Annotated in this window: 17 protein-coding genes and 1 tRNA gene; 15 read left to right on the top strand and 3 right to left on the bottom strand. The window is 68.5% G+C overall.

The genetic code is table 11. From position 1 onward, the window contains the following. The first annotated feature begins 22 nt into the window (after positions 1-22). The 5 genes from RCO27_RS01895 to RCO27_RS01875 are packed head-to-tail and all read left to right on the top strand — an operon-like array spanning position 23 to position 6,036. Positions 23-1,390 carry an amidohydrolase gene (locus RCO27_RS01895; protein ID WP_309000945.1) on the top strand — a complete coding sequence of 456 codons (1,368 nt, stop codon included), beginning with the start codon at positions 23-25 and terminating at the stop codon, positions 1,388-1,390. Continuing rightward, positions 1,387-2,646 carry an amidohydrolase family protein gene (locus RCO27_RS01890; RefSeq protein WP_309000944.1) on the top strand — a complete coding sequence of 420 codons (1,260 nt, stop codon included), beginning with the start codon at positions 1,387-1,389 and terminating at the stop codon, positions 2,644-2,646. Before RCO27_RS01895 ends, RCO27_RS01890 begins: the two co-directional genes overlap by 4 nt. After that, positions 2,643-3,368, top strand: a complete 726-nt coding sequence (locus RCO27_RS01885) for a hypothetical protein (protein WP_309000943.1) — start codon at positions 2,643-2,645, stop codon at positions 3,366-3,368. Before RCO27_RS01890 ends, RCO27_RS01885 begins: the two co-directional genes overlap by 4 nt. Further along, complete coding sequence (locus tag RCO27_RS01880) at positions 3,368-4,777, top strand: amidohydrolase (RefSeq protein ID WP_309000942.1); 1,410 nt, start codon at positions 3,368-3,370, stop codon at positions 4,775-4,777. The genes RCO27_RS01885 and RCO27_RS01880 overlap by 1 nt, the downstream gene beginning before the upstream one ends. Further along, a complete protein-coding gene (locus tag RCO27_RS01875) occupies positions 4,774-6,036 on the top strand; it encodes an amidohydrolase family protein (RefSeq protein ID WP_309000941.1) in 1,263 nt (420 codons plus the stop codon). Before RCO27_RS01880 ends, RCO27_RS01875 begins: the two co-directional genes overlap by 4 nt. 15 nt (positions 6,037-6,051) lie before the next feature. Here the strand turns inward: RCO27_RS01875 and purN are convergent, their stop codons facing one another. Together purN and purM are read right to left on the bottom strand one after the other, a co-directional pair. Beyond that, positions 6,052-6,645, bottom strand: coding sequence for a phosphoribosylglycinamide formyltransferase (purN, locus tag RCO27_RS01870; RefSeq protein WP_309000940.1), 594 nt, complete (start codon positions 6,643-6,645; stop codon positions 6,052-6,054). Further along, entirely contained in the window at positions 6,638-7,732 is a 1,095-nt protein-coding gene (gene purM / locus RCO27_RS01865; protein WP_309000939.1) for a phosphoribosylformylglycinamidine cyclo-ligase, read from the bottom strand. Before purM ends, purN begins: the two co-directional genes overlap by 8 nt. 59 nt (positions 7,733-7,791) lie before the next feature. On the opposite strand from purM, the gene RCO27_RS01860 reads away from it, so the two are divergent. From RCO27_RS01860 to RCO27_RS01830, 7 genes are all read left to right on the top strand, one after another. After that, entirely contained in the window at positions 7,792-9,012 is a 1,221-nt protein-coding gene (locus RCO27_RS01860; protein WP_309000938.1) for a heavy-metal-associated domain-containing protein, read from the top strand. 10 nt (positions 9,013-9,022) lie between these two features. Next, positions 9,023-9,640 carry a chromosomal replication initiator DnaA gene (locus tag RCO27_RS01855; RefSeq protein WP_309000937.1) on the top strand — a complete coding sequence of 206 codons (618 nt, stop codon included), beginning with the start codon at positions 9,023-9,025 and terminating at the stop codon, positions 9,638-9,640. Then, positions 9,640-11,805, top strand: a complete 2,166-nt coding sequence (locus RCO27_RS01850; protein ID WP_309000936.1) for an RNA degradosome polyphosphate kinase — start codon at positions 9,640-9,642, stop codon at positions 11,803-11,805. Before RCO27_RS01855 ends, RCO27_RS01850 begins: the two co-directional genes overlap by 1 nt. Positions 11,806-11,817: 12 nt before the next feature. Then, a complete protein-coding gene (locus RCO27_RS01845) occupies positions 11,818-13,284 on the top strand; it encodes a Ppx/GppA family phosphatase (protein ID WP_309000935.1) in 1,467 nt (488 codons plus the stop codon). 69 nt (positions 13,285-13,353) lie between these two features. Next, a tRNA-Leu gene (locus RCO27_RS01840) sits at positions 13,354-13,438 on the top strand. Positions 13,439-13,499: 61 nt separating this feature from the next. Next, a complete protein-coding gene (gene tig, locus RCO27_RS01835) occupies positions 13,500-15,089 on the top strand; it encodes a trigger factor (RefSeq protein ID WP_309001892.1) in 1,590 nt (529 codons plus the stop codon). 53 nt (positions 15,090-15,142) lie between these two features. Continuing rightward, positions 15,143-16,081 (top strand): glycosyltransferase family 2 protein, encoded by a 939-nt coding sequence (locus RCO27_RS01830; RefSeq protein ID WP_309000934.1) that lies wholly within the window; start codon positions 15,143-15,145, stop codon positions 16,079-16,081. Between the two features lie 10 nt (positions 16,082-16,091). Here RCO27_RS01830 and RCO27_RS01825 read toward each other — a convergent pair whose 3' ends face one another. Beyond that, positions 16,092-16,913: a MipA/OmpV family protein gene (locus tag RCO27_RS01825; protein ID WP_309000933.1), complete on the bottom strand. Its 822-nt coding sequence runs from the start codon at positions 16,911-16,913 to the stop codon at positions 16,092-16,094. Positions 16,914-17,050: 137 nt separating this feature from the next. On the opposite strand from RCO27_RS01825, the gene RCO27_RS01820 reads away from it, so the two are divergent. The 3 genes from RCO27_RS01820 to RCO27_RS01810 all read left to right on the top strand — a co-directional run bounded on the left by RCO27_RS01820 (position 17,051) and on the right by RCO27_RS01810 (position 22,317). Continuing rightward, on the top strand, positions 17,051-17,779 hold the full coding sequence (locus RCO27_RS01820) for a response regulator (RefSeq protein WP_309000932.1): 729 nt from the start codon (positions 17,051-17,053) through the stop codon (positions 17,777-17,779). Further along, complete coding sequence (locus RCO27_RS01815; protein WP_309000931.1) at positions 17,776-19,242, top strand: ATP-binding protein; 1,467 nt, start codon at positions 17,776-17,778, stop codon at positions 19,240-19,242. Before RCO27_RS01820 ends, RCO27_RS01815 begins: the two co-directional genes overlap by 4 nt. A gap of 255 nt (positions 19,243-19,497) precedes the next feature. Next, positions 19,498-22,317, top strand: coding sequence for a TonB-dependent receptor domain-containing protein (locus tag RCO27_RS01810; RefSeq protein WP_309000930.1), 2,820 nt, complete (start codon positions 19,498-19,500; stop codon positions 22,315-22,317). Positions 22,318-22,366: the final 49 nt, after the last annotated feature.

Raw genomic sequence — 22,366 nt, 5'->3', positions numbered from 1 at the left:
GCAATGGGGGTCGCAAAGCGGAATGAAGCGGATTGCGTGCGCGTTCCTTTTTGTTTTCGCTTCTACGGCACAGGCGCAGGCGCAGACTGCGGCGCCCGATCCCGCCGATCCGTTTCCGAGCACCTACCAGCGCCCGCAAAGCGCGCCGCTGGCGATCACCGGCGCGCGCATCCTGACCGGCACCGGCGCCGAGATCGCCAACGGGACGCTGCTGGTTCGCGATGGCCTGGTCGAGGCGGTCGGGGAAGGCCTCGCGGTCCCCCACGGCTATCAGGTAATCGACGCGCGCGGGCGCTGGGTGACGCCGGGCATCATCGACGCCCATTCCCATCTGGGCGCGAACTCCGCGCCCAGTACGCCGCTCAGCAGCGAGGCGAACGAGGGCGTCGCCCCCAACACGGCGGAGGTCTGGGTCGAGCATTCGGTCTGGCCGCAGGACCCGCAATTCCGCCTCGCCCGCGCGGGCGGGGTGACGACGCTGCTGATCCTGCCCGGCTCGGCGAACCTGTTCGGCGGCCGCTCCGTGACGCTGCGCAACGTGCCGGCGACGACGGTGCAGGAAATGAAGTTCCCGCGCGCGCCCTACGGCCTCAAGGTCGCCTGCGGCGAGAATCCGAAGCGCACCTATGGCAGCCGCGGCCGCTCGCCCGCCACGCGGATGGGCAATGTCGCCGGCTTCCGCCGTGGCTGGATCGAAGCCGCCGATTATGCGCGCCGGGTCGAGCGCGCCCGGACGAACGGCGGTGAGCCGCCGCGGCGCGACCTTCAGCTGGAGACGCTGGCGGGCGCGCTCAATGGCGAGATCCTGATCCACAACCATTGCTACCGTGCCGACGAGATGGCGGTGATGCTCGACATGGCGCGCGAGTTCGGCTTCCGCATCCGCGCCTTCCATCATGGAACGGAGGCCTACAAGCTTGCGCCCCAGCTCGCCCGCGAAGGGGTATGCGTCGCGACCTGGGCGAGCAGCTGGGGCTCGAAGATGGAGGCGCTCGACGCCGTCGAGGAGAATGCGCCGATCATCCATCAGGCCGGCGGCTGCGCGATCATCCATTCCGACGACGCGACGCTCGGCCAGCGGCTCAACCAGGAGGCTGGCATCGCGCTCACCGCCGGCCGGAACGCCGGCATCAACATCAGCGATGGCGAGGCGATCCGCTGGATCACCTCCAACCCGGCGCGTGCGCTCGGCATCGAGCATCGGGTCGGCACGCTGGAGCCGGGGCGGATGGCCGATGTCGTGTTGTGGAGCGCCAATCCGTTCAGCGTCTATGCGCTCGCCGAGCGGGTGTGGATCGACGGCGCGCCGGTCTGGGACCGCGCCGATCCAGCCTATCAGCGCCCGTCCGATTTCCTGCTCGGCCAGCCGGGGCAGGAGGCAGCGCGATGATCGCCCGGCTGCTCGCCTTGCTGGCGCTGGCCGCCGCGCCCGCCGCTGCGGAAACCGTCGCGGTGACCAATGCGCGTCTCGTCACGATGGGGCCGGACGGGACGATCGAGCGCGGCACGATCGTGCTGCGCGACGGGCGTATCGCGGCCGTCGGCGCGAATGTCGCCGCGCCAGCCGATGCGCGCGTCATCGATGCCGGCGGCCGGATCGTGACGCCGGGCCTCATCGCCGCCAATACCGGCCTCGGCCTCATCGCGGTCCGTTCGGTCGAGGCGGCCAATGATCGCGCCGCCGACATGACCGGAATCAGCGCCGCCTTCGATGCCGGCGACGGGCTCAATCCGGATTCGCTGCTGATCCCCGTCGCCCGCCTCGGCGGGATCACCCGCGCCATCACCACGCCGGCCTATGACGACAGTCCGGGCCGCGAGATGCTGTTCGCCGGCCAGGCCGCAGCGGTCGCGCTCGGCGGGCCGATGCTGGTGCGGCGCGGCGTCGCCATGGTTCTGGAAATGGGAGATGCCGGCGCCGAGCGCGCCGGCGGCGCGCGCGCGGCAGAGCTGGTCGCGCTGCGCGCCAACCTTGCCGAGGTGCGCGACTATGCGCGCCGCCGCGCCGCCTATGATCGCGGCGAGACGCGCGACTATTCGCTGTCTCGCGCCGATCTCGAAGCGCTCGTCCCCGTGGTCGAAGGCCGGATGCCGCTGCTCGTCAGCGCGAGCCGCGCGTCCGACATCCGCGCCATCCTGACCCTTGCCCGCGAGGAGCGGCTCAGGATCGTCCTCGAAGGCGCGGCCGAGGGCTGGCGCGTTGCCGACGAGCTGGTCCGCGCCAACGTGCCCGTGCTGCTGACGCCGGTCGACAACATCCCGATATCCTTCGAAACGCTCGGCGCGACGCTCGACAATGCCCGGCGCCTGCAGGCGGCTGGCGTGCTCGTCGCCTTCCAGGGCAACGGCAATCACCGCGAGCGGGAGCTGCGCTACAATGCCGGCAACGCCGTCGCCGTCGGCCTGCCCTGGGAGCAGGGGCTGGCCGCGATCACGATCAATCCCGCGCGCATCTTCGGTCTGGCCGACCGGGTCGGCTCGTTGGAAACAGGTAAGGACGCCGATCTCGTGATCTGGGATGGCGACCCGCTCGACACTTTGGGGCGCCCGACCGCCATCTTCATTCGCGGCGAACCGCAGCCGATGACCTCGCGCCAGACGCTGCTGCGCGACCGCTACATGCCTTCAGGAGGGAACCAGCCATGAACGGGAACAAGCTGCTGATCGTCTATTCCGCCGTGCTCACCGCCGCCTGTGCCATTGGCCTCGGGACCGGCGCGGTCGCCAACCAGGCGCCGGGCAACGAGAAGGCCAAGTTCGGCGAGATCGACGTGCAGCGGATCAACATCCGCGAGCCGGACGGGACGATCCGCATGGTGCTGTCCAACACCGCCCAGTCGCCCGGCATCTACTGGCGCAATGTCGAGCGCCCGCACCCGAGCGGACGCCGCAGCGCCGGCATGCTCTTCTTCAACGACGAGGGCACGGAAAATGGCGGTCTCTCGTTTAGCGGGCGGCGGCTGCCGGACGGCAGCGCTGTCGGCGGCGGGCATATCAGCTTTGATCAATATGAGCAGGACCAGGTCATCCAGCTCACCCAGAACGAGCAGGCGGGCCGACGCTGGGCGGCGATGATCGTGCGCGATGTGCCTGATGCGCCGCTCGACTTCGACCTCGCCCAGCGCATCACGCAACTGCCCGAGGGGCCGGAGCGGACCGCGGCCATCCAGCGCGTCCAGGCCGAGGGCACGTTCGGCCGCCAACGTGTCTATGTCGGCAAGACCCGCGACCGCGAGTCGGCGGTGCTGCTGAGCGACGCGATGGGCCGGCCGCGCATCCGCATGCGGGTGGCGCCCGACGGCGCCTCGGCGATCGATTTCCTCGACGAGAACGGCCAGGTGCTTCGCTCGCTGACGCCGCAGAGCTGATGCGCCGCGCCGCGGCTCTCCTGTTCCTGGGCGCGCTCGTGGGATGCGCGGCGGGCGAACGGCCGGTGGCCGCGCCCTCCGCGCCTGCCCCGCTGCGCGCAGGGCTGGACGCGTCGCCGGACCCGTATCCGAGCACCTATCGTCCGGGCCCGAGCCAGAGGCTGGCGATCGTCGGCGCGACCGTGCTCACCGGCACCGGCGCCGAGATCGCCAACGGCACGGTGCTGCTCGCAGACGGTCGGATCGAGGCGGTGGGTGCCGGCCTGCCGGTGCCGGACGGCTATCAGCGGATCGACGGCGCCGGTCGGTGGGTGACCCCCGGCGTCATCGACGCCCATTCCCATGTCGGCATCTGGTCGCAGCCCGATTCCGTGGAGGCGCACAACGACGTCAACGAGCTGACCGAGCCCAACACCGCCGAGGTATGGGCGGAGCATTCGGTCTGGCCGCAGGACCCGGGCTTCGACACCGCGCGGGAGGCGGGGATCACGACGCTCCAGATCCTTCCCGGCTCCGGCAACCTGTTCGGCGGCCGCACCGTCACTCTGCGCAACGTGCCGGCGATGAGCGTCCAGGAGATGAAGTTTCCCGGCGCGCCCTATGGGCTCAAGGTCGCCTGCGGCGAAAATCCCAAGCGGGTCTATGGCGGCCGCGGCCGATCGCCGGCCTCCGGAATGGGCAATGTCGCCGGCTATCGCCGCGCCTGGATCGATGCGGCCGATTACCGCCGGCGCTGGGACAGTTGGCGGGCGAGCGGCACCGGCGATCCACCGCGCCGCGATCTGGAGCTGGAAACGCTGGCCGGTGTGCTGGGCGGCGAGATCCTCGTTCAGAACCATTGCTACCGCGCCGACGAGATGGCGATCATGATCGATGTCGCGCGCGAGTTCGGCTTCCGCATCCGCACCTTCCATCATGCCAACGAGGCGTACAAGATCGCGCCGCTGCTCGCGCGCGAGGACATCTGCGTTGCCACCTGGACGAACTGGTGGGGCTACAAGATGGAGGTGTTCGACGCGATCGAGGAGAATGCCGCGCTCGTTCATGAGGCCGGCGGCTGCGCGATCATCCATTCCGACGACCCGACGGTGATCCAGCATCTCAACCAGGAGGCGGCGGCCGCGCTCTCGGCCGGGCGCCGCGCCGGGCTCGACATCGACGAGGCCGAGGCGATCCGCTGGATCACGGCCAATCCGGCGCGCGCCCTCGGCATCTCCGAAACCACCGGCACGCTGGAGCCGGGCAAGCGCGCCGACGTCGTGCTGTGGAGCGCCAATCCGTTCAGCATCTACGCACGCGCCGAACGGGTCTGGATCGACGGCGCTTCGGTGTTCGACCGCCGCGACCCCGGCTATCGCCGCCATTCCGACTTCCTGGTCGGCCAGCCGGGGCAGGAGCTTCGGCCATGATCCGGCTGCTTGCGACGGTGTTTCTGCTCCTCGCCGCGCTGCCAGCTCGGGCCGAGACGATCGCGATCGTGAATGCCCGCCTGCTGACCATGGGGCCGCAGGGCGAGATCGAGCGCGGGACCGTCGTGGTGCGCGACGGGCGGATCGCCGCGGTCGGCGCGAATGTCGCCATCCCCACCGGCGCGCGGGTCATCGACGGCAATGGCGGCATTCTGACTCCCGGCTTCATCCAGGCGGACAGCACATTGGGCACGGTCGAGGTGAGCCAGGTGCCGGCGAGCGCCGACCGGGCGACCCATCACGATTCGATCAGCGCCGCCTTCGACATCTCCTTGGGCCTCAATCCGGATTCGATCCTGCTGCCCGTCGCGCGCCTCGCCGGCATCACCCGTGCGGTCGTGACGCCGCTCTACGACGACCGGGGCAACCGCCGGCTGCTCTTCGCCGGCCAGGCGGCGGTCATCGATCTCGGCCAACGCCCCGACATGGTGACGCGGCCGCGCGTCGCGATGGTGCTGGAAATGGGGGAAAGCGGGGCCGAGCGCGGCGGCGGCGCCCGCGGCGCGGAAATCGCCGCGCTGCGCGCCCTCATCGACGACGTCCGCCATTTCGCGCGCAACCTTGCCCTCTACGACCGCGGTGCCGGTCGGCCGCAGACGCTGTCGCGGACCGATCTCGAAGCGCTGATCCCGGTCGTCGAGGGGCGCATGCCGCTGATCGTCAGGGTCGACCGCGCCGCCGACATCCGGGAGGCGATCGCCTTCGCGCGCGCGGAGCGCCTGCGGATCATCCTCGACGGCGCCGCGGAAGGCTGGCGTGTCGCCGACGAGATTTCGCGCGCCGGCATTCCCGTGATCCTCGATCCAATGTCGAACCTGCCCCACAGCTTTGCCGAACTGGGTGCGACGATGGAGAATGCCGCGCGGCTTCATACCGCCGGCGTCACCATCATCCTCAAGACCGGCAGCGGCGTCGCCCATCGCGCCCGCGAGTTGCGCTACGGCGCCGGCAATGCCGTCGCTTATGGCCTTCCTTACGAGGCTGCGCTGGCTGCGATCACGATCAACCCGGCCCGAACCTTCGGCGTCGCCGAGCGGATCGGATCGATCGAGCCCGGCAAGGACGCGGATCTGGTGTTGTGGACCGGCGATCCGTTCGAGCCATTGTCACAGCCGCGCGCGATCCTGGTCCGCGGGGTGGAGCAGCCCCTGTCGGCGCGTCCGCTGGACCTGCGCGATCGCTACCGGTCGATGAACTGACTCGGCGTCGCGCGCCTACGCCGCCATATCGCGCAGCCAGCGGCAATAATCGTCGAGCGCGACCGGATAGAGGGCATGCTCCGCAGCGAGGACGCGTGCGGCGACGCTTTCCGCATCGTCGCGCGGGTGGATCCGCACCTTGGCCTGGGCGACGACCGGTCCGGAATCGAGGTCGTCGGTGACGACGTGGACCGAACAGCCGGCATAGTCGTCGCCGGCCAGCAGCGCGCGGCGGTGCGTGTCCAGACCCTTGTAGAGCGGGAGCAGGGACGGGTGGACGTTGAGGATCCGCTCCGGCCAGCGCGCGACGAAGTCGCTCGACAACAGCCGCATGTAGCCGGCGAGCACGACCAGCTCGACCTTATGGGCGCGCAGGGCCCCATCGACCTCCATGTCATAAGCGACGCGGTCCAGGCCCTTGTGACTCAGCGCCCATGTCTTGATGCCGAAGCGTTTCGCGGCGACCAGCCCGCGCGCCTCCGGTACGTTGGAGGCGACCAGGGCGATGTCATAAGCACGGCCGGGATCGCGGCGCTTATATTCGGAGAGCGCCACCATGTTGGAGCCGCGGCCCGAGATCAGGACCCCGACCCGGACGCGATCAGCCATGGTGCGTGGCCGTCCAGGCGTCCTTGCCGCTCCAGATTCCCGCATCGCCGCTCACTGTGCACCCCTTGGGTCCCGGCGCGATCCGGCCGATGGCGAACACCGTCTCGCCTGCGGCTTCGAGGGTGGTGGTCACCTCGGCGACGTCGGCCTCGGCGACGACCAGCGCCATGCCGACGCCGCAGTTGAAGGTGCGCGCCATCTCGCCCGGCTCGATATGGCCCTGCGCCTGCAGGAAGGCCATCAGCCGCGGCTGCGGCCAGGCACCGGCATCAATATGCGCGTGCAGGCCTTCGGGGAGCACGCGCGGGATGTTCTCCAGCAGACCGCCGCCGGTGATGTGGGCGAGCGCCGCGATCCGGCCGGCGCGGATCACCGGCAGCAGCGGCTTCACATAGATGCGCGTCGGCGCCAGCAAGGCATCGATCAGCAGCACCTCCTGATCGAACAGGGCAGGGCGGTCGAGCTTCCAACCCCTGTCCGCGGCGAGCCGGCGGACGAGCGAAAAGCCGTTGGAATGGACGCCAGAGGAGGCGAGACCGAGGATCACGTCGCCGGCCTTGACCCGGTCGCCGGTCAGCGCTTCGCCCCGCTCGACCGCGCCGACGCAGAAGCCGGCAAGGTCGTAATCGCCCGACGCGTACATGCCCGGCATCTCCGCCGTTTCGCCGCCGATCAGGGCGCATCCCGCCTGGCGGCAGCCGGCGGCGATCGAGGCGATCACGGCTTCGGCGACGCCCGGCTCGAGCTTGCCGGTCGCGAAATAGTCGAGGAAGAAGAGAGGTTCGGCACCCTGAACGATCAGGTCGTTGGCGCACATCGCGACGAGATCAATGCCGACGCCGTCATGCTTGCCGCTGTCGATGGCGAGCTTGAGCTTCGTGCCGACCCCGTCATTGGCGGCGACCAGCAACGGGTCGGCGTAGCCGGCAGCCTTCGGGTCGAAGAATCCGCCGAAGCCGCCCAGCGATGCGTCGGCGCCGGGCCGCGCGGTCGCCTTGGCCAGCGGCGCGATCGCCTTCACCAGCGCATTGCCTGCGGCGATGTCGACGCCCGCCTTGGCGTATGTGTAGCTCTCTTCCTCGCTCATCCGGGCGGCCTAGACATAACGCGCTTGGATTTCCACGCTCAACTCGCCAAAAGACGCGCGTGAAGCGTCTTCGCCGTCTCCCCTGGTTCGCGATTCCCGTTGGCGCCGCTGCCCTCTTGGCCGGCGCGGGCCTGATTTATGCCCAATTGGATGGGTCCGAGCGCGGCATCCCGCCGATCGATTCGACCAGCAATTTCGAAGTGACGGGCATCGACATCGACGTCACCGCCCGCACGGGCGAGGAGGCGCGGGTCGAAGGCTGGCGCCGGGCCCAGCGCGACGGCTGGCGGATGCTCTGGTCACGCACCACGGGCCGCCCGGCTGCGCAGGCGCCGAACCTGCCCGATTCCGTGCTGAACTCCATCGTCTCCGGCGTGGTCATCGATTCCGAGCAGATCGGCCCGACCCGCTACATTGCCCGGCTCGGCGTCCTCTTCGATCGCGCGCGGACGGGCCAGATGCTCGGTGTCCAGGGTCTCGTCCGCCGTTCCGCGCCGGTGCTGGTCATTCCGGTGTTGAAGACGGGGTCGACCGCCTACAGCTTCGAGTTCCAGAATCCCTGGCAGCGGGCCTGGGCGCAGTTCCGCACGGTCAACAGCCCGATCGACTATGTCCGGACCTCCGGCACGGGCATGGACCCCTTGCTGCTCAACCTCGCCCAGGCGCGCCGGCGCGGCCGCGGCTGGTGGCGGATGATCCTCGATCAATATGGCGCGGCCGACATCGTCGTTGCCGAGCTCGAGTTGCGCCGGCTCTATCCGGGCGGGCCGGCGCTCGGCATCTTCACGGCGCGCTTTGGTCCCGATGGGCAGGTGCTCGGCCGCTTTCAGCTGCGCGCCGACGGCAGCGCCCAGATCGGGGCGATGCTCGATGAGGGCGTGCGGCGGCTGGACATGATCTACACCCAGGCGCTCAACCGAGGACTGCTGCGGCCCGATCCGAGCCTGGTCATCATCGCGCCGGAGGTGCAGCAGGAGATCGCCGAGGTCGTCGAGGAGCTGCCGGAGCTCGCCCCCGTGCAGACGGCCCCGACCGGGGCGCTCCAGAGCTTCAGCATCCAGGTCGACACGCCCGATGCCGCGTCGGTGCAGAATGCCGAGCTGTCGGTGAGCCGGGTCGGCGGCGTCGCGTCGGCGATCACCACCAGCCTGGCGCTGGGCGGCACCTCGATCATGCGGGTGACCTATTCGGGCGACGCCGCGGCGCTACAGGCGGCCCTGTCGGCGCAGGGATGGCGGGTGCAGGTGCTGGGCGGCAACACGCTCAGGATCACCCGGTAGGCGCCGGGCGATGAACCAGATCGCGCTGCCGCTCGACTGGCCGGTGGCGGATCGCGAAGAGGACTTTCTCCTCTCCGCCTCCAATCGGGCCGCATTCGATCATTTCCGCCGATGGGCGTTGTGGCCGGTGATGGCGACGCTGCTCACCGGCCCGCGCAAGTCCGGCCGCAGCCTCCTGGGACGCATCTTCGTCCGCAAGACCGGCGGGCGGCTGTTCGACAATGCCGAGAGCCATGACGAGGAGGCGCTGTTCCACGCCTGGAACCAGGCCCAGGCCAGCCGCAAGCCGCTGCTCATCATCGCCGATGCGCCGCCGCCGCGCTGGGAGGTCGCGCTGCCGGATCTGAGGTCGCGGCTCGCGGCGACGCCCCAAGTCGAGATCGGCGCGCCCGACGACGCGCTGCTCGCCGACCTGATCCTGAAGCTGCTCGGCGACCGCGGCATCGCCGCGCCGCCCGATTTGTCCGAATATCTGGTTCCGCGGATCGAACGCAGCTATGTTTCGGTGCTCAATGTCGTCGACATCCTCGATCAGGCGATGCTGTCACATCATCGCCGCATGACCGTGCCTATGGCCAGAAAGGCCCTCGACGAGGCCGGACTGATCGGACGAGCGAAAGGCCGCTGATGGAACCCGCCGCCAAGCCCGCCAACGACGCCGCTCCTGCGGCCGAAGCCGATACGCGGCGCTATTTCAACCGCGAGCTTTCCTGGCTGAGCTTCAACCGGCGGGTGCTCGAGGAAGCCTGCAATCCCGCCCATCCGCTGCTCGAGCGGGTGCGCTTCCTGTCGATCTCCGGCAACAATCTCGACGAATTCTTCATGGTCCGCGTCGCGGGCCTCAAGGCGCAGCAGCTGCTCGGAGTGGAGGAAACGTCCGCCGACGGCCTGACGCCGGCACAGCAACTCTCCGCGATCGCCACCGAGGCGGATGGGCTCACCGCCGCGCAGCAGGGAGTCTGGGCGGACCTGCGCGAAATGCTGCGGGAGGCGGGCCTCGTCGTGCTCAGCCATCACGAGATCGGTGCCGAGGACGGCGCTTGGCTCGACCAGCATTTCCAAGACCATATTTTCCCGGTCCTGACTCCGCAGGCGATCGACCCGGCGCACCCGTTCCCGTTCATCCCGAACAAGGGTTTCTCTTTGATCTTCGACCTCAAGCGCATCTCGGACGGCGAGCCGATCCGCGAGCTGCTGATGGTCCCCTCGACTCTGCCGCGCTTCGTCCGCATCCCGGGCGAGGCGGCGCACTATGTCGCCATCGAGCATCTGATCCGCCGCCAGATCGGCGTGATGTTCCCGGGCTACGAGCTGCTCGGCGGCGGCGCCTTCCGGATCATCCGCGACAGCGACATCGAGATCGAGGAGGAGGCCGAGGACCTCGTCCGCTATTACCGGAGCGCGATCAAGCGCCGGCGCCGCGGCCGCGTCATCCGCCTCAAGCTCGCCGCCGACATGCCGGACGACCTTGTCGCGCTGGTCCGCGAGGGTCTCGATGCCAGCGAGGCATTGGTGTCGGAATCGACCGGTTTCCTCGGCATCGCGGACCTCGAGTTGCTGGTCGACGAGGATCGTCCCGACCTCAAATTCCCCGCTTTCTCGGCCCGCTTTCCCGAGCGCATCCGCGAATATGACGGCGACTGCTTCGCCGCGATCAGGGCCAAGGACATCGTCGTCCATCACCCGTACGAGAGCTTCGACGTCGTGCTTGCCTTCCTGCGTCAGGCGGCCGAGGATCCGGACGTCGTCGCGATCAAGCAGACGCTCTATCGCGCCGGAAAACAGTCGGCCGTCATCAACGCGCTCATCGCGGCGGCCGAGGCCGGCAAGTCGGTCACGGCGGTTGTGGAGCTGAAAGCCCGGTTCGACGAGGAGCAGAATTTGCTCTGGGCGAGCGCCCTGGAGCGAGCCGGCGTCCAGGTGGTCTACGGCTTCATCGAGTGGAAGACCCACGCCAAGATGTCGATGGTCGTGCGCCGCGAGGAGGGGAGCTACCGTACCTACTGCCATCTCGGCACCGGCAACTACCATCCGATCACGGCCAAGATCTACACGGACCTCAGCTTCTTCACCGCCGACCCGCGGGTCGGCCGCGACGTTGCCCACGTCTTCAACTACATCACCGGCTATATCGAGCCGACGGGACTGGAGCTGATCGTCATGTCGCCGAGCGACATGCGCCGCCGTCTTTCGGACCTGATCGACCGCGAAATCGCCCATGCACGCGCCGGCAGGCATGGCGCGATCTGGGCGAAGATGAACTCGATCGTCGACGCGGCGATCATCGACAAGCTCTACGAAGCCAGTCAGGCGGGCGTCGAGATCGACCTCGTCATCCGCGGCATCTGCTGCCTGCGGCCGGGAGTCCCGGGCCTCTCCGAGAACATCCGGGTGAAGTCGATCGTCGGCCGCTTTCTCGAGCACAGCCGGATCTGGTGCTTCGGCAACGGCGATGCGCTGCCGAATCGTCATGCCGGGGTCTACATCTCCTCGGCCGACTGGATGCCGCGCAACTTCGATCGCCGCGTCGAATATGCGCTGCCGCTGGAGAATCCCACCGTCCACGCCCAGATTCTCGACCAGGTGATGGTGGCGAACATCATCGACAACGAGCAGAGCTGGCGGATGCTGCCTGACGGCAGCTATGAGCGCCTGCACTCAACAAACGGCGAGAAGCCGTTTAACCTGCACCATTATTTCATGACCAACCCGTCGCTATCCGGCCGCGGCGCGGCCCTTCATGGCGGCGGCGCGCTGCCCAAGAAGTTGCGATTGCCCCGCGGGACGCACTAGGGCGTCTCCCATATGTTTGCGGAAGCGCCGGTCGCCATCATCGACATTGGATCGAATTCGGTCCGCCTCGTCGTCTATTCGGGCGCGAAGCGCAGCCCCTCGGTGATCTTCAACGAGAAGATCATGGCCGGGTTGGGCCGTGAAATCCCTGACACCGGGGCCTTGGGCACAGAAGCGCAGGCGCGGGCCTTGGCCGCGCTCGCCCGGTTCCATCTGCTCACACAGCAGATGGGCGTCGTGCTGACCCGGACAGTGGCGACCGCCGCAGTGCGGGAGGCTTCGAACGGCGATGCATTCCTCGATCAGGTGCGCGCCATCGGCCTCGACCCCCACATCCTTTCCGGCAAGGAGGAGGCGAGGATGGCCGGCCTCGGCGTCCTCTCCGCCATTCCCGATGCCGAAGGCCTGGTCGGCGATCTCGGCGGTGGCAGCCTGGAGCTGGTCGAGCTCTCGAGGCGGGCGGTGAAGCGCAACGTCTCGCTCCCGCTCGGCGTGCTCCGGCTCGACGCACTGGCCAGGGAGGGGGATGCCGCCTTCGCCAGGAAGGTCGTCAAGGCGGTCGAGGCGACCGGTTTCGCCGACGCCGGCAAGGGGCGGCCCTTCTACATGGTGGGCGGCAGCTGGCGCGCGCTGGCACAGCTCGACATGGCGCTGACCGATCATCCGCTGCCGATCACCCAGCAGCATGCGATGCCCGCCAATCGCCCGGCGGCGCTGCGCGAGCCCCTGCGCAAGCTCGACAAGGATCTGGTCCGCGAGATCACCCCGGTGTCGCCCTCGCGCGTGCCCAGCCTGCCGCGCGCCAATCAGCTCCTCGTGGCGCTGGTGGAAACCCTCCAGCCGTCGGCGCTGGTCGTCTCCAGCTTCGGCATTCGCGAGGGCCTGCTCTACGACGAGCTCGACCGGGAGACCCGCAAGCTCGATCCGCTGATCGAGGCGGCGCGCGAGGCCGGCGCGGGCTTGGGGCGCTTCGCCCAGCATGGCGACCTGCTCGACGCCTGGATCGCCCCGGTATTCGACGATACGCCGCGCCAGGCGCGGCTTCGGCTGGCGGCCTGCCTCCTCTCCGACATCGCCTGGGCGGCCCATCCCGATTTCCGCGCCGAGCGGGGCATCGACATGGCGCTGCACGGCAATTGGGTCGCAATCGACGCGCCGGGCCGGGTGATGCTGGCCCAGGCCCTGTTCTGCGCTTTCGGCGGCGGCCGCGACCTGCCTTACCCGGCGATCGCCGCGCTCTGCACGCCGGAGGAACTGAAGCGCGCGCAGCTTTGGGGCTTCGCGATGCGCCTCGGCCAGCGGTTCAGCGGCGGCGTGGCGACGGGGCTGGAGAACAGCCGACTCAGCCGCCGCGACGGCGCGCTGCGCCTGCGGATCGCGCAAGACGATGCGGCGCTGGCCGGCGAGCCGGTGGAACGGCGCCTCAAGACCCTCGCGATCGAGCTGAACCTGAGATCGGAGCTCCAGATCGGCAGATGACGGTCCGGTGGCATGCCGCGCTTGCCCTTCATGTCAGCACTGCTATAGACGCCGCCTTTGCCGGCCTAAGCGGGCGTGGCGGAACTGGTAGACGCGCTGGATTTAGGTTCCAGTATCGAAAGATGTGGGGGTTCGAGTCCCTTCGCCCGCACCAGTCCGCCCGAAACGCCCACGCATAGGCGCCCGCATCTTTTGCTGACATGAAGGTTTTCGCAATGCAGACTGTCGAGACGTTGAACGAGGGCCTGAAGCGCGCCTATCGGCTCACCATCCCCGCCAAGGACATCAGCGCGCGGGTCGATGCCGAGCTGAAGTCGGTCGCGCCGCAGGTGCGCATGCCCGGTTTCCGTCCCGGCAAGGTTCCGGCCAATCTCGTCCGCAAGATGCACGGCCCCGCGCTGGAGCAGCAGGCGCTGGAGAGCGCGGTTCAGGAGGGTGTGCAGAAGCTGCTCGCCGAGCAGAACCTGCGCCCGGCCATGACTCCGAGCGTCGCGCTCGAGGAAGCCGGCCAGGGCAAGGACGCCATCGTCACCGTCGAGGTCGAGACCCTCCCCGACGTGCCGGCGGCGAGCATCGAGGGCCTGAAGCTCGAGCGGCTGACCGTTCCCGTCTCCGACGACATGCTCGACGAGGCCGCCCAGCGCCTCGCCCAGGGCCAGAAGAGCTTCGATCCCGCTCCCGCCGCCCACAAGGCCGCGATGGGCGATCTCGTCGTCATGGATTTCGAGGGCAAGGTCGACGGCGAGCCGTTCGAGGGCGGCAAGGGCGAGGGCATGTCGATCGAGCTCGGCTCGGGTCGCCTGATCCCGGGCTTCGAGGACCAGCTCGTCGGCGTGAAGGCCAATGACGAGAAGCAGGTCAAGGTGACCTTCCCGCAGGAATATCCGGTCGCCTATCTGAAAGGCCGCGATGCGGTGTTCGAGGTCGTCGTCAACGAGGTGCAGACCGCGCGCGACGTGAAGGCGGACGATTCCTTCGCCCAGTCGATGGGCCTGGAGGGGATCGCCCAGCTCCGGGACCTGCTCAAGAATCAGGTCGAGCAGGAATTGAACGGCCTCACCCGCACCCATATGAAGCGCCAGCTGCTCGACCAGCTCGCGGCCGCGCACGATTTCCCGGTGCCCCAGTCGATGGTCGATGCCGAGTTCGATCAGATCTGGCGCCAGCTCGAGCATGAGGCGAGCCACGAGGAGGACCCCGCGGCCGCCCGCGCCGAGATGGAGAGCGAGCGCGGCGACTATCGCGCGATCGCCGAGCGCCGTGTCCGCCTCGGCCTGCTGCTCTCCGAGATCGGCCAGAAGAACGGCGTCGAAGTCAACCAGCAGGAAATGAACGCGCTCGTCATGCAGGCGGCGCAGCAGTACCGGCCGGAGGACCGCCAGCGCTTCGTCGAATATATCCGCAGCGAACCGATGGCCGCCGCGCAGCTCCGCGCGCCGCTCTACGAGGACAAGGTCGTCGACTTCCTGTTCGGCAAGGCCGAGATCGGCGACCGCGAGGTGACCCGCGACGCGCTGCAGGAGGCGATCGAGTCCGAGGAAGGCCATGTCCACGGCCCGGGCTGCGGTCACGATCACCATGATCATGACCACGGTGCCAAGCCTGTCCTGAGCGACGCCGCAGGCGGCGTCGAAGGGCCGAAGAAGGACGCGGCCAAGAAGCCTGCCGCCAAGGCGGATGCCGTCGAAGCGCCGGCCGAGAAGCCGACGAAGAAGGTCGCCGCAAAGAAGGCGGATGCGTCCGAGAAGGCCGACGCTCCGGCCAAGAAGCCGGCGGCGAAGAAGGCCCCGGCCAAGAAGGCCTAATCAGGGCTTAACTCTCTCCCGCTAGGGGGAGGGGATTTCCCGGGGGAGCAGCATTGGCAAACGACGCACCGCGCATCGCCGTCCTGCTCCCCTGCTACAATGAGGAGGCGGCGATCGCGCGCACCGTGATCGCCTTCCGCGCCGCGCTGCCGGACGCCACCGTCTACGTCTACGACAACAATTCGACCGACCGCACCCGCGAGGTCGCCGAAGCGGCGGGCGCCGTCGTCCGGTCCGAGAAGATGCAGGGCAAGGGCAATGTCGTCCGCCGCATGTTCGCGGACGTCGAGGCGGACATCTATGTCATGGCCGACGGAGATGCGACCTACGACGCCTCGGCCGCTCCGGCGCTGGTCCGGAAGCTCCTCGACGAGCAGCTCGACATGGTCGTCGGCGCGCGCAGGTCCGAAGTGGAGACCGAGGCCTATCGGCGCGGCCATGTGCTCGGCAACAAGCTGTTCACCGGCCTGCTCGCCGGGCTCTTCGGGCGCACGTTCAGCGACGTCTTCTCGGGCTATCGCGTCTTCTCGCGCCGCTTCGTGAAGAGCTTTCCCGCTTTGTCGCGCGGCTTCGAGACCGAAACCGAAATCTCCGTCCACGCGCTCGAGCTGGCGATGCCGGTGGGCGAGGTGGCGACCGCCTATGGCGCGCGACCGGAAGGCTCGGAATCGAAGCTCTCCACCTGGCGCGACGGCTGGCGGATCGCGAGGACGATCCTGCATCTCTACCGGATCGAGCGGCCCGTTTTGTTCTACGGCTGCTTCAGCCTCGCGCTCGCGGTGGCCGCAATCATCCTCGCCATCCCCCTCGCCGTCACCTTCGCCAAGACCGGGCTCGTCCCTCGCTTTCCGACCGCAATTCTGGCGACCGGCCTGATGATCCTCGCCGCCCTCGGCTTTTTCGCCGGGCTCATCCTCGACACGGTCGTCCGCGGCCGCCGCGAGATCCGGCGCCTGCACTATTTGAGCCTGCCGGGGCCCGCCGGCCGCTGAGAGGCGGCGCTCAGAAACGGTAGGCCAGGAACAGGCCGCCCTGCCATTGGTCCCGCGATCCCCGCAGCGTGACCAGCGGCGCGTCGGCGGCATCGCCGAGCAGGCGGGTGTAGCCGCCGATGGCGGAGATCGTCCAATGGCGGCCCAGCTGGTAGCTGAGGCTGAGGCCGGCGCCGGCATCCTTGATGCCGCTGCCGGCCTGATAGACGGGAAGGCCACTGGCGGCGGATTGTGTGGGCGTCACGCTGAAATAGGCACCCATATAGTCGCGGTCGGCCCAGCTCGCGCGGGCGCTGACCGAGGCGTTCAGGCGATCCGCGAGATCGAAACGGATGCCAGCCTCGCCCTCGCCGACCAGCCCTTCATGGCCGCCCGCGACATCCTGCGCCACGCTGACGCGCAGCCAGGCATCGCGATACTCGATCGACAGCGCGCCGCCGAGCTCGATCGCGACATCGACGTCGCCCAGTCCGATCAGGTCGTCATTGCGGTCCTCCGGCCGGTCGCGACGGAAGCGCGCCACCGGGCCGAGGTTGATCCGGACATCGTCGCTCGGGCGCAGGCGCAGCAGATTGAAACCCGCCTCCGGCCCGCGCAGGTAGAAGAGGTCGCGATAGCCGACCGAGACGAACGGAAAGGGGAGGAGTTGATAGTCGTCCGACCCCTCATAGTCGGGCGTGTACAACCCGCCGCCGCCGATCGACACCTGCCAATCCGCTTCTTGCGCCCGGGCTTTGGTCGACATGGCAGCCAACGGCAGAACGAGCAGCAGGAAGGCGTGGCGCCAGCCGGGGCGGGATTGGACGAGACGCGGCGAGGAAATGGCATGCATTGCGGGGCTCCGGGGATTCAGGATGGGCTCGGCGCCTATACGCCCCGGCCGCCACCTTGGGATTTCCGCCCGGTGTCGAAATATTGCGGAATGTTACGGATACAGACTCGGCCTGCCGGGCGCGCTATCCGGCGGCCATGGCCCGACAGGAGACGCCGCACGTCCTGATCGTCGACGACGACCGGCAGATACGCACCATGCTGGCGCGCTATCTCGGCGACAACGGCCTGCGCGTGACCACCGCGGCCGACGGGGGGCAGATGAGCGAGCTCGTCGTCCAGTATCGCTTTGACGCCGTCGTGCTCGATGTGATGATGCCGGGCGACGACGGCTTCACCTTGTGTCAGCGCCTGCGCAGCCGGAGCACCGTGCCGATCATCCTGCTGACTGCGCGTGGCGGCGAGACCGATCGGGTCGTCGGGCTGGAAATCGGCGCCGACGATTATGTGCCCAAGCCGTTCAACCCGCGCGAGCTGCTCGCCCGGTTGCGTGCGACGCTGCGCCGGGCCTCGATGAATGCGCCGCCGCCGGTGGCGCTCTTCGCCAGTCGTTTCCGTTTCGGTGGTTGGACGCTCGATATCGGCCGGCGCACACTCGTCTCACCCGCCGGATCGCTGGTCGAGCTGACCACCGGCGAGTTCGACCTGCTCGTGGCCCTCGTCCAGCACCCGCAGCAGGTGCTGAGCCGCGACCAGCTGCTCGATTATGTCCACGGCCGATCGAGCCTCAACATCGATCGCAGCATCGACGTGCAGGTCAGCCGGTTGCGCCGCAAGGTGGAGGCAAATCCCCACGCGCCTGACCTCATCAAGACGGTGCGCAACGGCGGCTATTTCTTCTCCGCGGCGGTCGAGGCCGAGGCATGACGCGTCTGCCGCGGCCGAAGCTGTCCGCGCGCCTCGCGATCGCGATCATCCTCGTGGTGATCGCTTCGTTCGCGCTCGATCAGGCGCTACGCACCCTGATCCCGCCGCCGCCCTTCCTGGTGGCCCAGCGCGCCTGGCTGGTCGACGCGGTCGTGCGCGTGGCCCGGGCCGATTGGGCGGAATCGGAGGGACCAGCGGTCGGGCACTTTCTCGAGGTTCAGTTGCAGCCGGAGCCCGCCTTTTCCCAGGGTGGCAGCTCCGACAGGTTCGCCCTGAGCCTGCAGGCCACGCTCGCTGCCGCACTCGGAAAGCCGGTGGCCGACGTGCGTGTCCGGGCGGAAACCTTCAGCGACAATTTCTGGGAGCGGTCGGCAAGCACCTCAATGGTGGTCATTCCCCGGCCGCCGATCCTGCTGTCCCCCCAGGAAGCGGCCAGCGACCGCTGGGAGCCCGAGCGATTTGACCGTCTTCGGGGCCTGCTCAGCGCTGAGGAAGTCGAGGCAGGCCGCACCAGCGTGCTCGGCCGGCTCGACATCGCCGTGCGCCGCGACGACGGGCGCTGGGTCGTGATGAACCCTCGCCGGACGAGCGACGCGCGCTGGCACTATATGCGCAACCTGCTGGCGATTGCCGGCAACCTTCTCATCCTGGCGATCTTTTCGATCTGGATGGCACGCAGCATCATCGCGCCGCTCTCGCGCCTCGCCAGCGCCGCCGAGCGGATGGGGCGGGAGCGCGAGCCGACCCTGATCACGGGCATGCGCCAGCCCGAATTCGCCGCCATCGCCGACACCTTCAATGCCATGCAGCTGCGCCTCAAGCGCTATGTCGACGAGCGGGTGCAGGTGCTCGCGGCGATCTCGCATGACCTCAGGACGCCGCTCACCCGGCTGCGTCTGCTCGCCGAATATGTGCCCGACGAGGAGCAGCGCATCCAATTGAAGGCCAATGTCGCCGAGATGGAGGCGATGGTCGCCGATGCGCTCGCCTTCATGCGCGGCGAGGTGCGCAGCGAGGCGATGGAGCCGGTCGATCTCGCCGCCCTCCTGATCAGCCTCGCCGACACGCGCAAGGACATGGGCGAGGACGTGGCCTATGAGGGCCCCGATCATCTCGACATCCTGTGCCGCCCTCTCGCGATGCGCCGCGCGCTCGACAATCTGATCGCCAATGGCTGCCGCTATGGTGGAAGCGTGCGGGTCGCGTTGAGGGTCGAAGGTGACGGCGTGGTGATCGACATCGTCGACCGTGGTCCCGGCATCGCCCCGGAGGATGCCGAGCGCGCCTTCGCGCCCTTCGAGCGGCTCGACAGCTCACGCAGCCGCGAGACCGGCGGCACAGGCCTTGGCCTGGCGATCAGCCGCGACGTCGTGCGCAGCCACGGCGGGGAGATCGCCTTCCACCGCGGCACCGGTGGATTCACCGTTCGCGTCATCCTGCCGGGCGCAATCGCGATCAAGTAGAACCTGTTCTGCTATCGCCCTCATTCAAGTTGGCGGTAAATAACCATCGGTATTTACGGTACTGTGAGCATCTAGAAACCCCGTAGTTCCCGCATGCCAATACGGTGTCCTGCGGCAGTCGTGCAACTTTGTCGTAAAATCGTCACCGCCTGCGGAACACGCGCGGCCTTTCCTCTTTTCAACGGCGGCGAGAAGGCATTCTCCTCGCCCCAGGCGCTGCAAAAAGCGCCGCGTAGATAAAAAAGGGGATCACGCATGCGCACGCTTGCCCATCGCTTCCATCTGGATTCCACCGTCGCCGCGATCGCGGTGGCATCGGCGGCCTTGATGGCTGCGGCACCGGCTTACGCCCAGGATACGCTGCCGCCCGGCGCCGACGAAGGCGAGGGTGAGGCGATCATCATCACCGGCTCGCGCATCCGCCGCGATCCGCTGGATCAGGACCAGCCCGTCGTGTTCGTCGACCGCAGCGACATCGACCGGACCGGCCTCACCTCCGCCGCCGACGTGCTGCAGCGCCTGCCGGGGTCGGGCGGCGCGCTCAACAGCCGGTTCAACAACAGCGGCAATTTCGGCAACCCGCCCGACGGCGGCGGCGTCGGCGCCGGCGCGGCCGAGGCGGATCTGCGCTATCTCGGGTCCAAGCGCGTCCTCGTGCTGGTCGACGGTCTGCGGTTCGTGAACGGCGCCTCGGCCAGCGGCGTGCCGGGCTCCACCGACCTCAACTCGATTCCCGAAAGCATGATCGAGCGGATCGAAGTGCTCCAGGCGGGCGCCTCGGCGATCTACGGCTCGGATGCGATCGCCGGCGTCGTCAACATCATCACCCGCCAGCAGCAGGACGGGCTCCAGGCCTCCGCCCAGCTCGGCATCTTCAACGAAGGCGACGGCTTCACCCAGAACTACCAGATGAGCTACGGCCTCGGCGGCAATGACGACCGCACCCGGATCGTCATCGGCGGCAACTATATCCGCCAGGACGAGATACGCTCCGGCAATCGCGACATCTCGCTCTTTCCGACACCGGGTGCGACCTCCTGCGCCGCGGGCGGCTGCAGCTCCGGTACGCCGCTCGGCCGCTTCATCGTCGGTCCCGACGACCTGACCCTGATCGCCCCGGTCATCGGCCGCGCGCCGACGCTTGCCGATTATCGGCCATGGGCGGGTGGTGCCGACGCCTTCAACTTCGCGCCCTACAACTTCATCCAGATCCCGCTGGAGCGCTATGGCGGCTTCGTCAGCCTGACCCACGAGCTCACCGATACGATCACGGTGCGTCTGCGCGGCATCTACAACCGCCGCAACTCGCGCAACCAGGCGGCGCCCCTGCCGCTGTTCATCGGGCCGGACGCCGGCAACGGCAACCTGCTCGACACGATCGTGATCGACGCCAGCAACCCCTTCAATCCGTTCGGAACGCTCGACGCGACGACCTATGACCTGATCGCCCGCCGTGTCGTCGAGGGCGGTCCGCGCCGCTACGAGCAGAGTGTCGATACCTATTATGTCGCCGGCACGGTCGACGGATCGTTCGATCTGTTCGGCAACAACTGGTATTGGGACGTCAACGGGACCTGGGGCCGCAACGACGCGAAGCAGACCGTGTTCGGCAACGTCAACGCCGCCAATGTCCAGCGCGCGCTCGGGCCGATCGCCAATTGCACTGCGCCCTGCGTCCCGCTCAACATCTTCGGCGGCGAAGGGTCGATCACCCCGGAGATGCTCGACTATATCTCGTTCACCCAGCGCGACAGCAGCCGGCAGGAACTGTGGGACGTCTCAGTGAACGTCAGCGGCGGCCTGTTCGAGCTGCCAGGCGGCACCGCCGCACTCGCCATCGGCTACGAGCATCGCGACCAGAGCGGCCGCTTCGACCCCGATCCGACCGTCGCCGCCGGCCTCGGCTCCGACATTCCGGCCCTGCCGACCCGCGGCAGCTACAATGTCGACGAGGCCTATGCGGAATTGCGGTTGCCGCTGCTTGGCGACCGGCCCTTCTTCCACCGCCTCGAAGTGACCGGTGCCGCCCGCTGGTCCAACTATTCGACGTCGGGGTCGACCACGACCTTCAGCGCCGGCGTGAACTGGGAGCCGGTGCGCGACCTGCTGATCCGCGGCAACTGGTCGGAGGGCTTCCGCGCGCCCAGCATCGGCGAGCTGTTCGGCACGCCGTCGCGGTTCGACCAGGAGACGCCGGATCCGTGCTCGGCCGGCCAGACGCTGCCGAACACGTTCAGCACCTCGGCGGCGGTCCGCGCCAACTGCATCGCGGTGGGCGTCCCCGCCGACGGCAGCTACATCCAGAACAATCCGCAGCTTCCCGTCGTCACCGGCGGCAACCAGGATCTCGATGCCGAGACCAGCGAAAGCTGGGGCGTCGGCGCCGTCTGGCGGCCGTCCTTCCTGCCGCGGCTGACGCTGGAGGCGAACTATTTCAACATCCGCGTCGCCGGCGCGATCCAGGCGATCGATGCCGAGGTGCTGCTCGGCCGCTGCGCCAACACGCTCGACGAGTTCAGCTGCGACGCGATCACCCGCAGCGGCTCGGGCCAGATCACCCAGATCCGCGGCTTCCTGCAGAACATCGCCAGCATCGAGACCGACGGCATCGACTTCACGGTGAGCTACCGCACCGGCGAGACCGGCGCCGGCGTCTTCGGCCTCACCTGGAACAATTCGGTGCTGTTCAACTACACGGTGACGGTGCCCGCGACCGACGGCGTGACCGAGATCGAGCGCGAGGGCACCGAGCAGGGCAGTCCGGATCAGGCCTTCCCCCGCTACAAGTCGACCGGCATCCTCGATTGGTCGCTGGGCGAACTCGGCGCATCGCTGACCGGCCGCTACATCAGCGGTGTCGACGAGGCGGACGGCAACCGGATGGGCTCGCGCTTCTACACCGACATCCAGCTGCGCTGGAACCTGGAGAGCGGGTTCGGCTTCGCGATCGGCGCCAACAACCTGTTCAACGTCGATCCGCCCGGCTGTTTCACCTGCGGCCTCAACAATCTCGATCCGACCACCTATGACGTCCCGGGCACCTTCTTCTACGCCCGCGCGACCGTGCGGATGTAGCGCAGCAAGGGCGGTGCCGCGCTCTTCGGCGCCGCCCTTATCCCGTCAC

The organism is Sphingosinicella sp. LHD-64 (assembly GCF_031157375.1).
Classification (GTDB): Bacteria; Pseudomonadota; Alphaproteobacteria; order Sphingomonadales; family Sphingomonadaceae; genus Allosphingosinicella.
This window is presented reverse-complemented; position numbering and strand designations above follow the sequence as displayed.

Bases quoted from the DNA above. Each gene is read 5' to 3' on its own strand.
- RCO27_RS01895 (WP_309000945.1), top strand. From the start codon at position 23: ATGAAGCGGATTGCGTGCGCGTTCCTTTTTGTTTTCGCTTCTACGGCA.
- RCO27_RS01890 (WP_309000944.1), top strand. From the start codon at position 1,387: ATGATCGCCCGGCTGCTCGCCTTGCTGGCGCTGGCCGCCGCGCCCGCC.
- RCO27_RS01885 (WP_309000943.1), top strand. From the start codon at position 2,643: ATGAACGGGAACAAGCTGCTGATCGTCTATTCCGCCGTGCTCACCGCC.
- RCO27_RS01880 (WP_309000942.1), top strand. From the start codon at position 3,368: ATGCGCCGCGCCGCGGCTCTCCTGTTCCTGGGCGCGCTCGTGGGATGC.
- RCO27_RS01875 (WP_309000941.1), top strand. From the start codon at position 4,774: ATGATCCGGCTGCTTGCGACGGTGTTTCTGCTCCTCGCCGCGCTGCCA.
- purN (WP_309000940.1), bottom strand. From the start codon at position 6,645: ATGGCTGATCGCGTCCGGGTCGGGGTCCTGATCTCGGGCCGCGGCTCC.
- purM (WP_309000939.1), bottom strand. From the start codon at position 7,732: ATGAGCGAGGAAGAGAGCTACACATACGCCAAGGCGGGCGTCGACATC.
- RCO27_RS01855 (WP_309000937.1), top strand. From the start codon at position 9,023: ATGAACCAGATCGCGCTGCCGCTCGACTGGCCGGTGGCGGATCGCGAA.
- RCO27_RS01850 (WP_309000936.1), top strand. From the start codon at position 9,640: ATGGAACCCGCCGCCAAGCCCGCCAACGACGCCGCTCCTGCGGCCGAA.
- RCO27_RS01845 (WP_309000935.1), top strand. From the start codon at position 11,818: ATGTTTGCGGAAGCGCCGGTCGCCATCATCGACATTGGATCGAATTCG.
- tig (WP_309001892.1), top strand. From the start codon at position 13,500: ATGCAGACTGTCGAGACGTTGAACGAGGGCCTGAAGCGCGCCTATCGG.
- RCO27_RS01825 (WP_309000933.1), bottom strand. From the start codon at position 16,913: ATGCATGCCATTTCCTCGCCGCGTCTCGTCCAATCCCGCCCCGGCTGG.
- RCO27_RS01820 (WP_309000932.1), top strand. From the start codon at position 17,051: ATGGCCCGACAGGAGACGCCGCACGTCCTGATCGTCGACGACGACCGG.
- RCO27_RS01815 (WP_309000931.1), top strand. From the start codon at position 17,776: ATGACGCGTCTGCCGCGGCCGAAGCTGTCCGCGCGCCTCGCGATCGCG.
- RCO27_RS01810 (WP_309000930.1), top strand. From the start codon at position 19,498: ATGCGCACGCTTGCCCATCGCTTCCATCTGGATTCCACCGTCGCCGCG.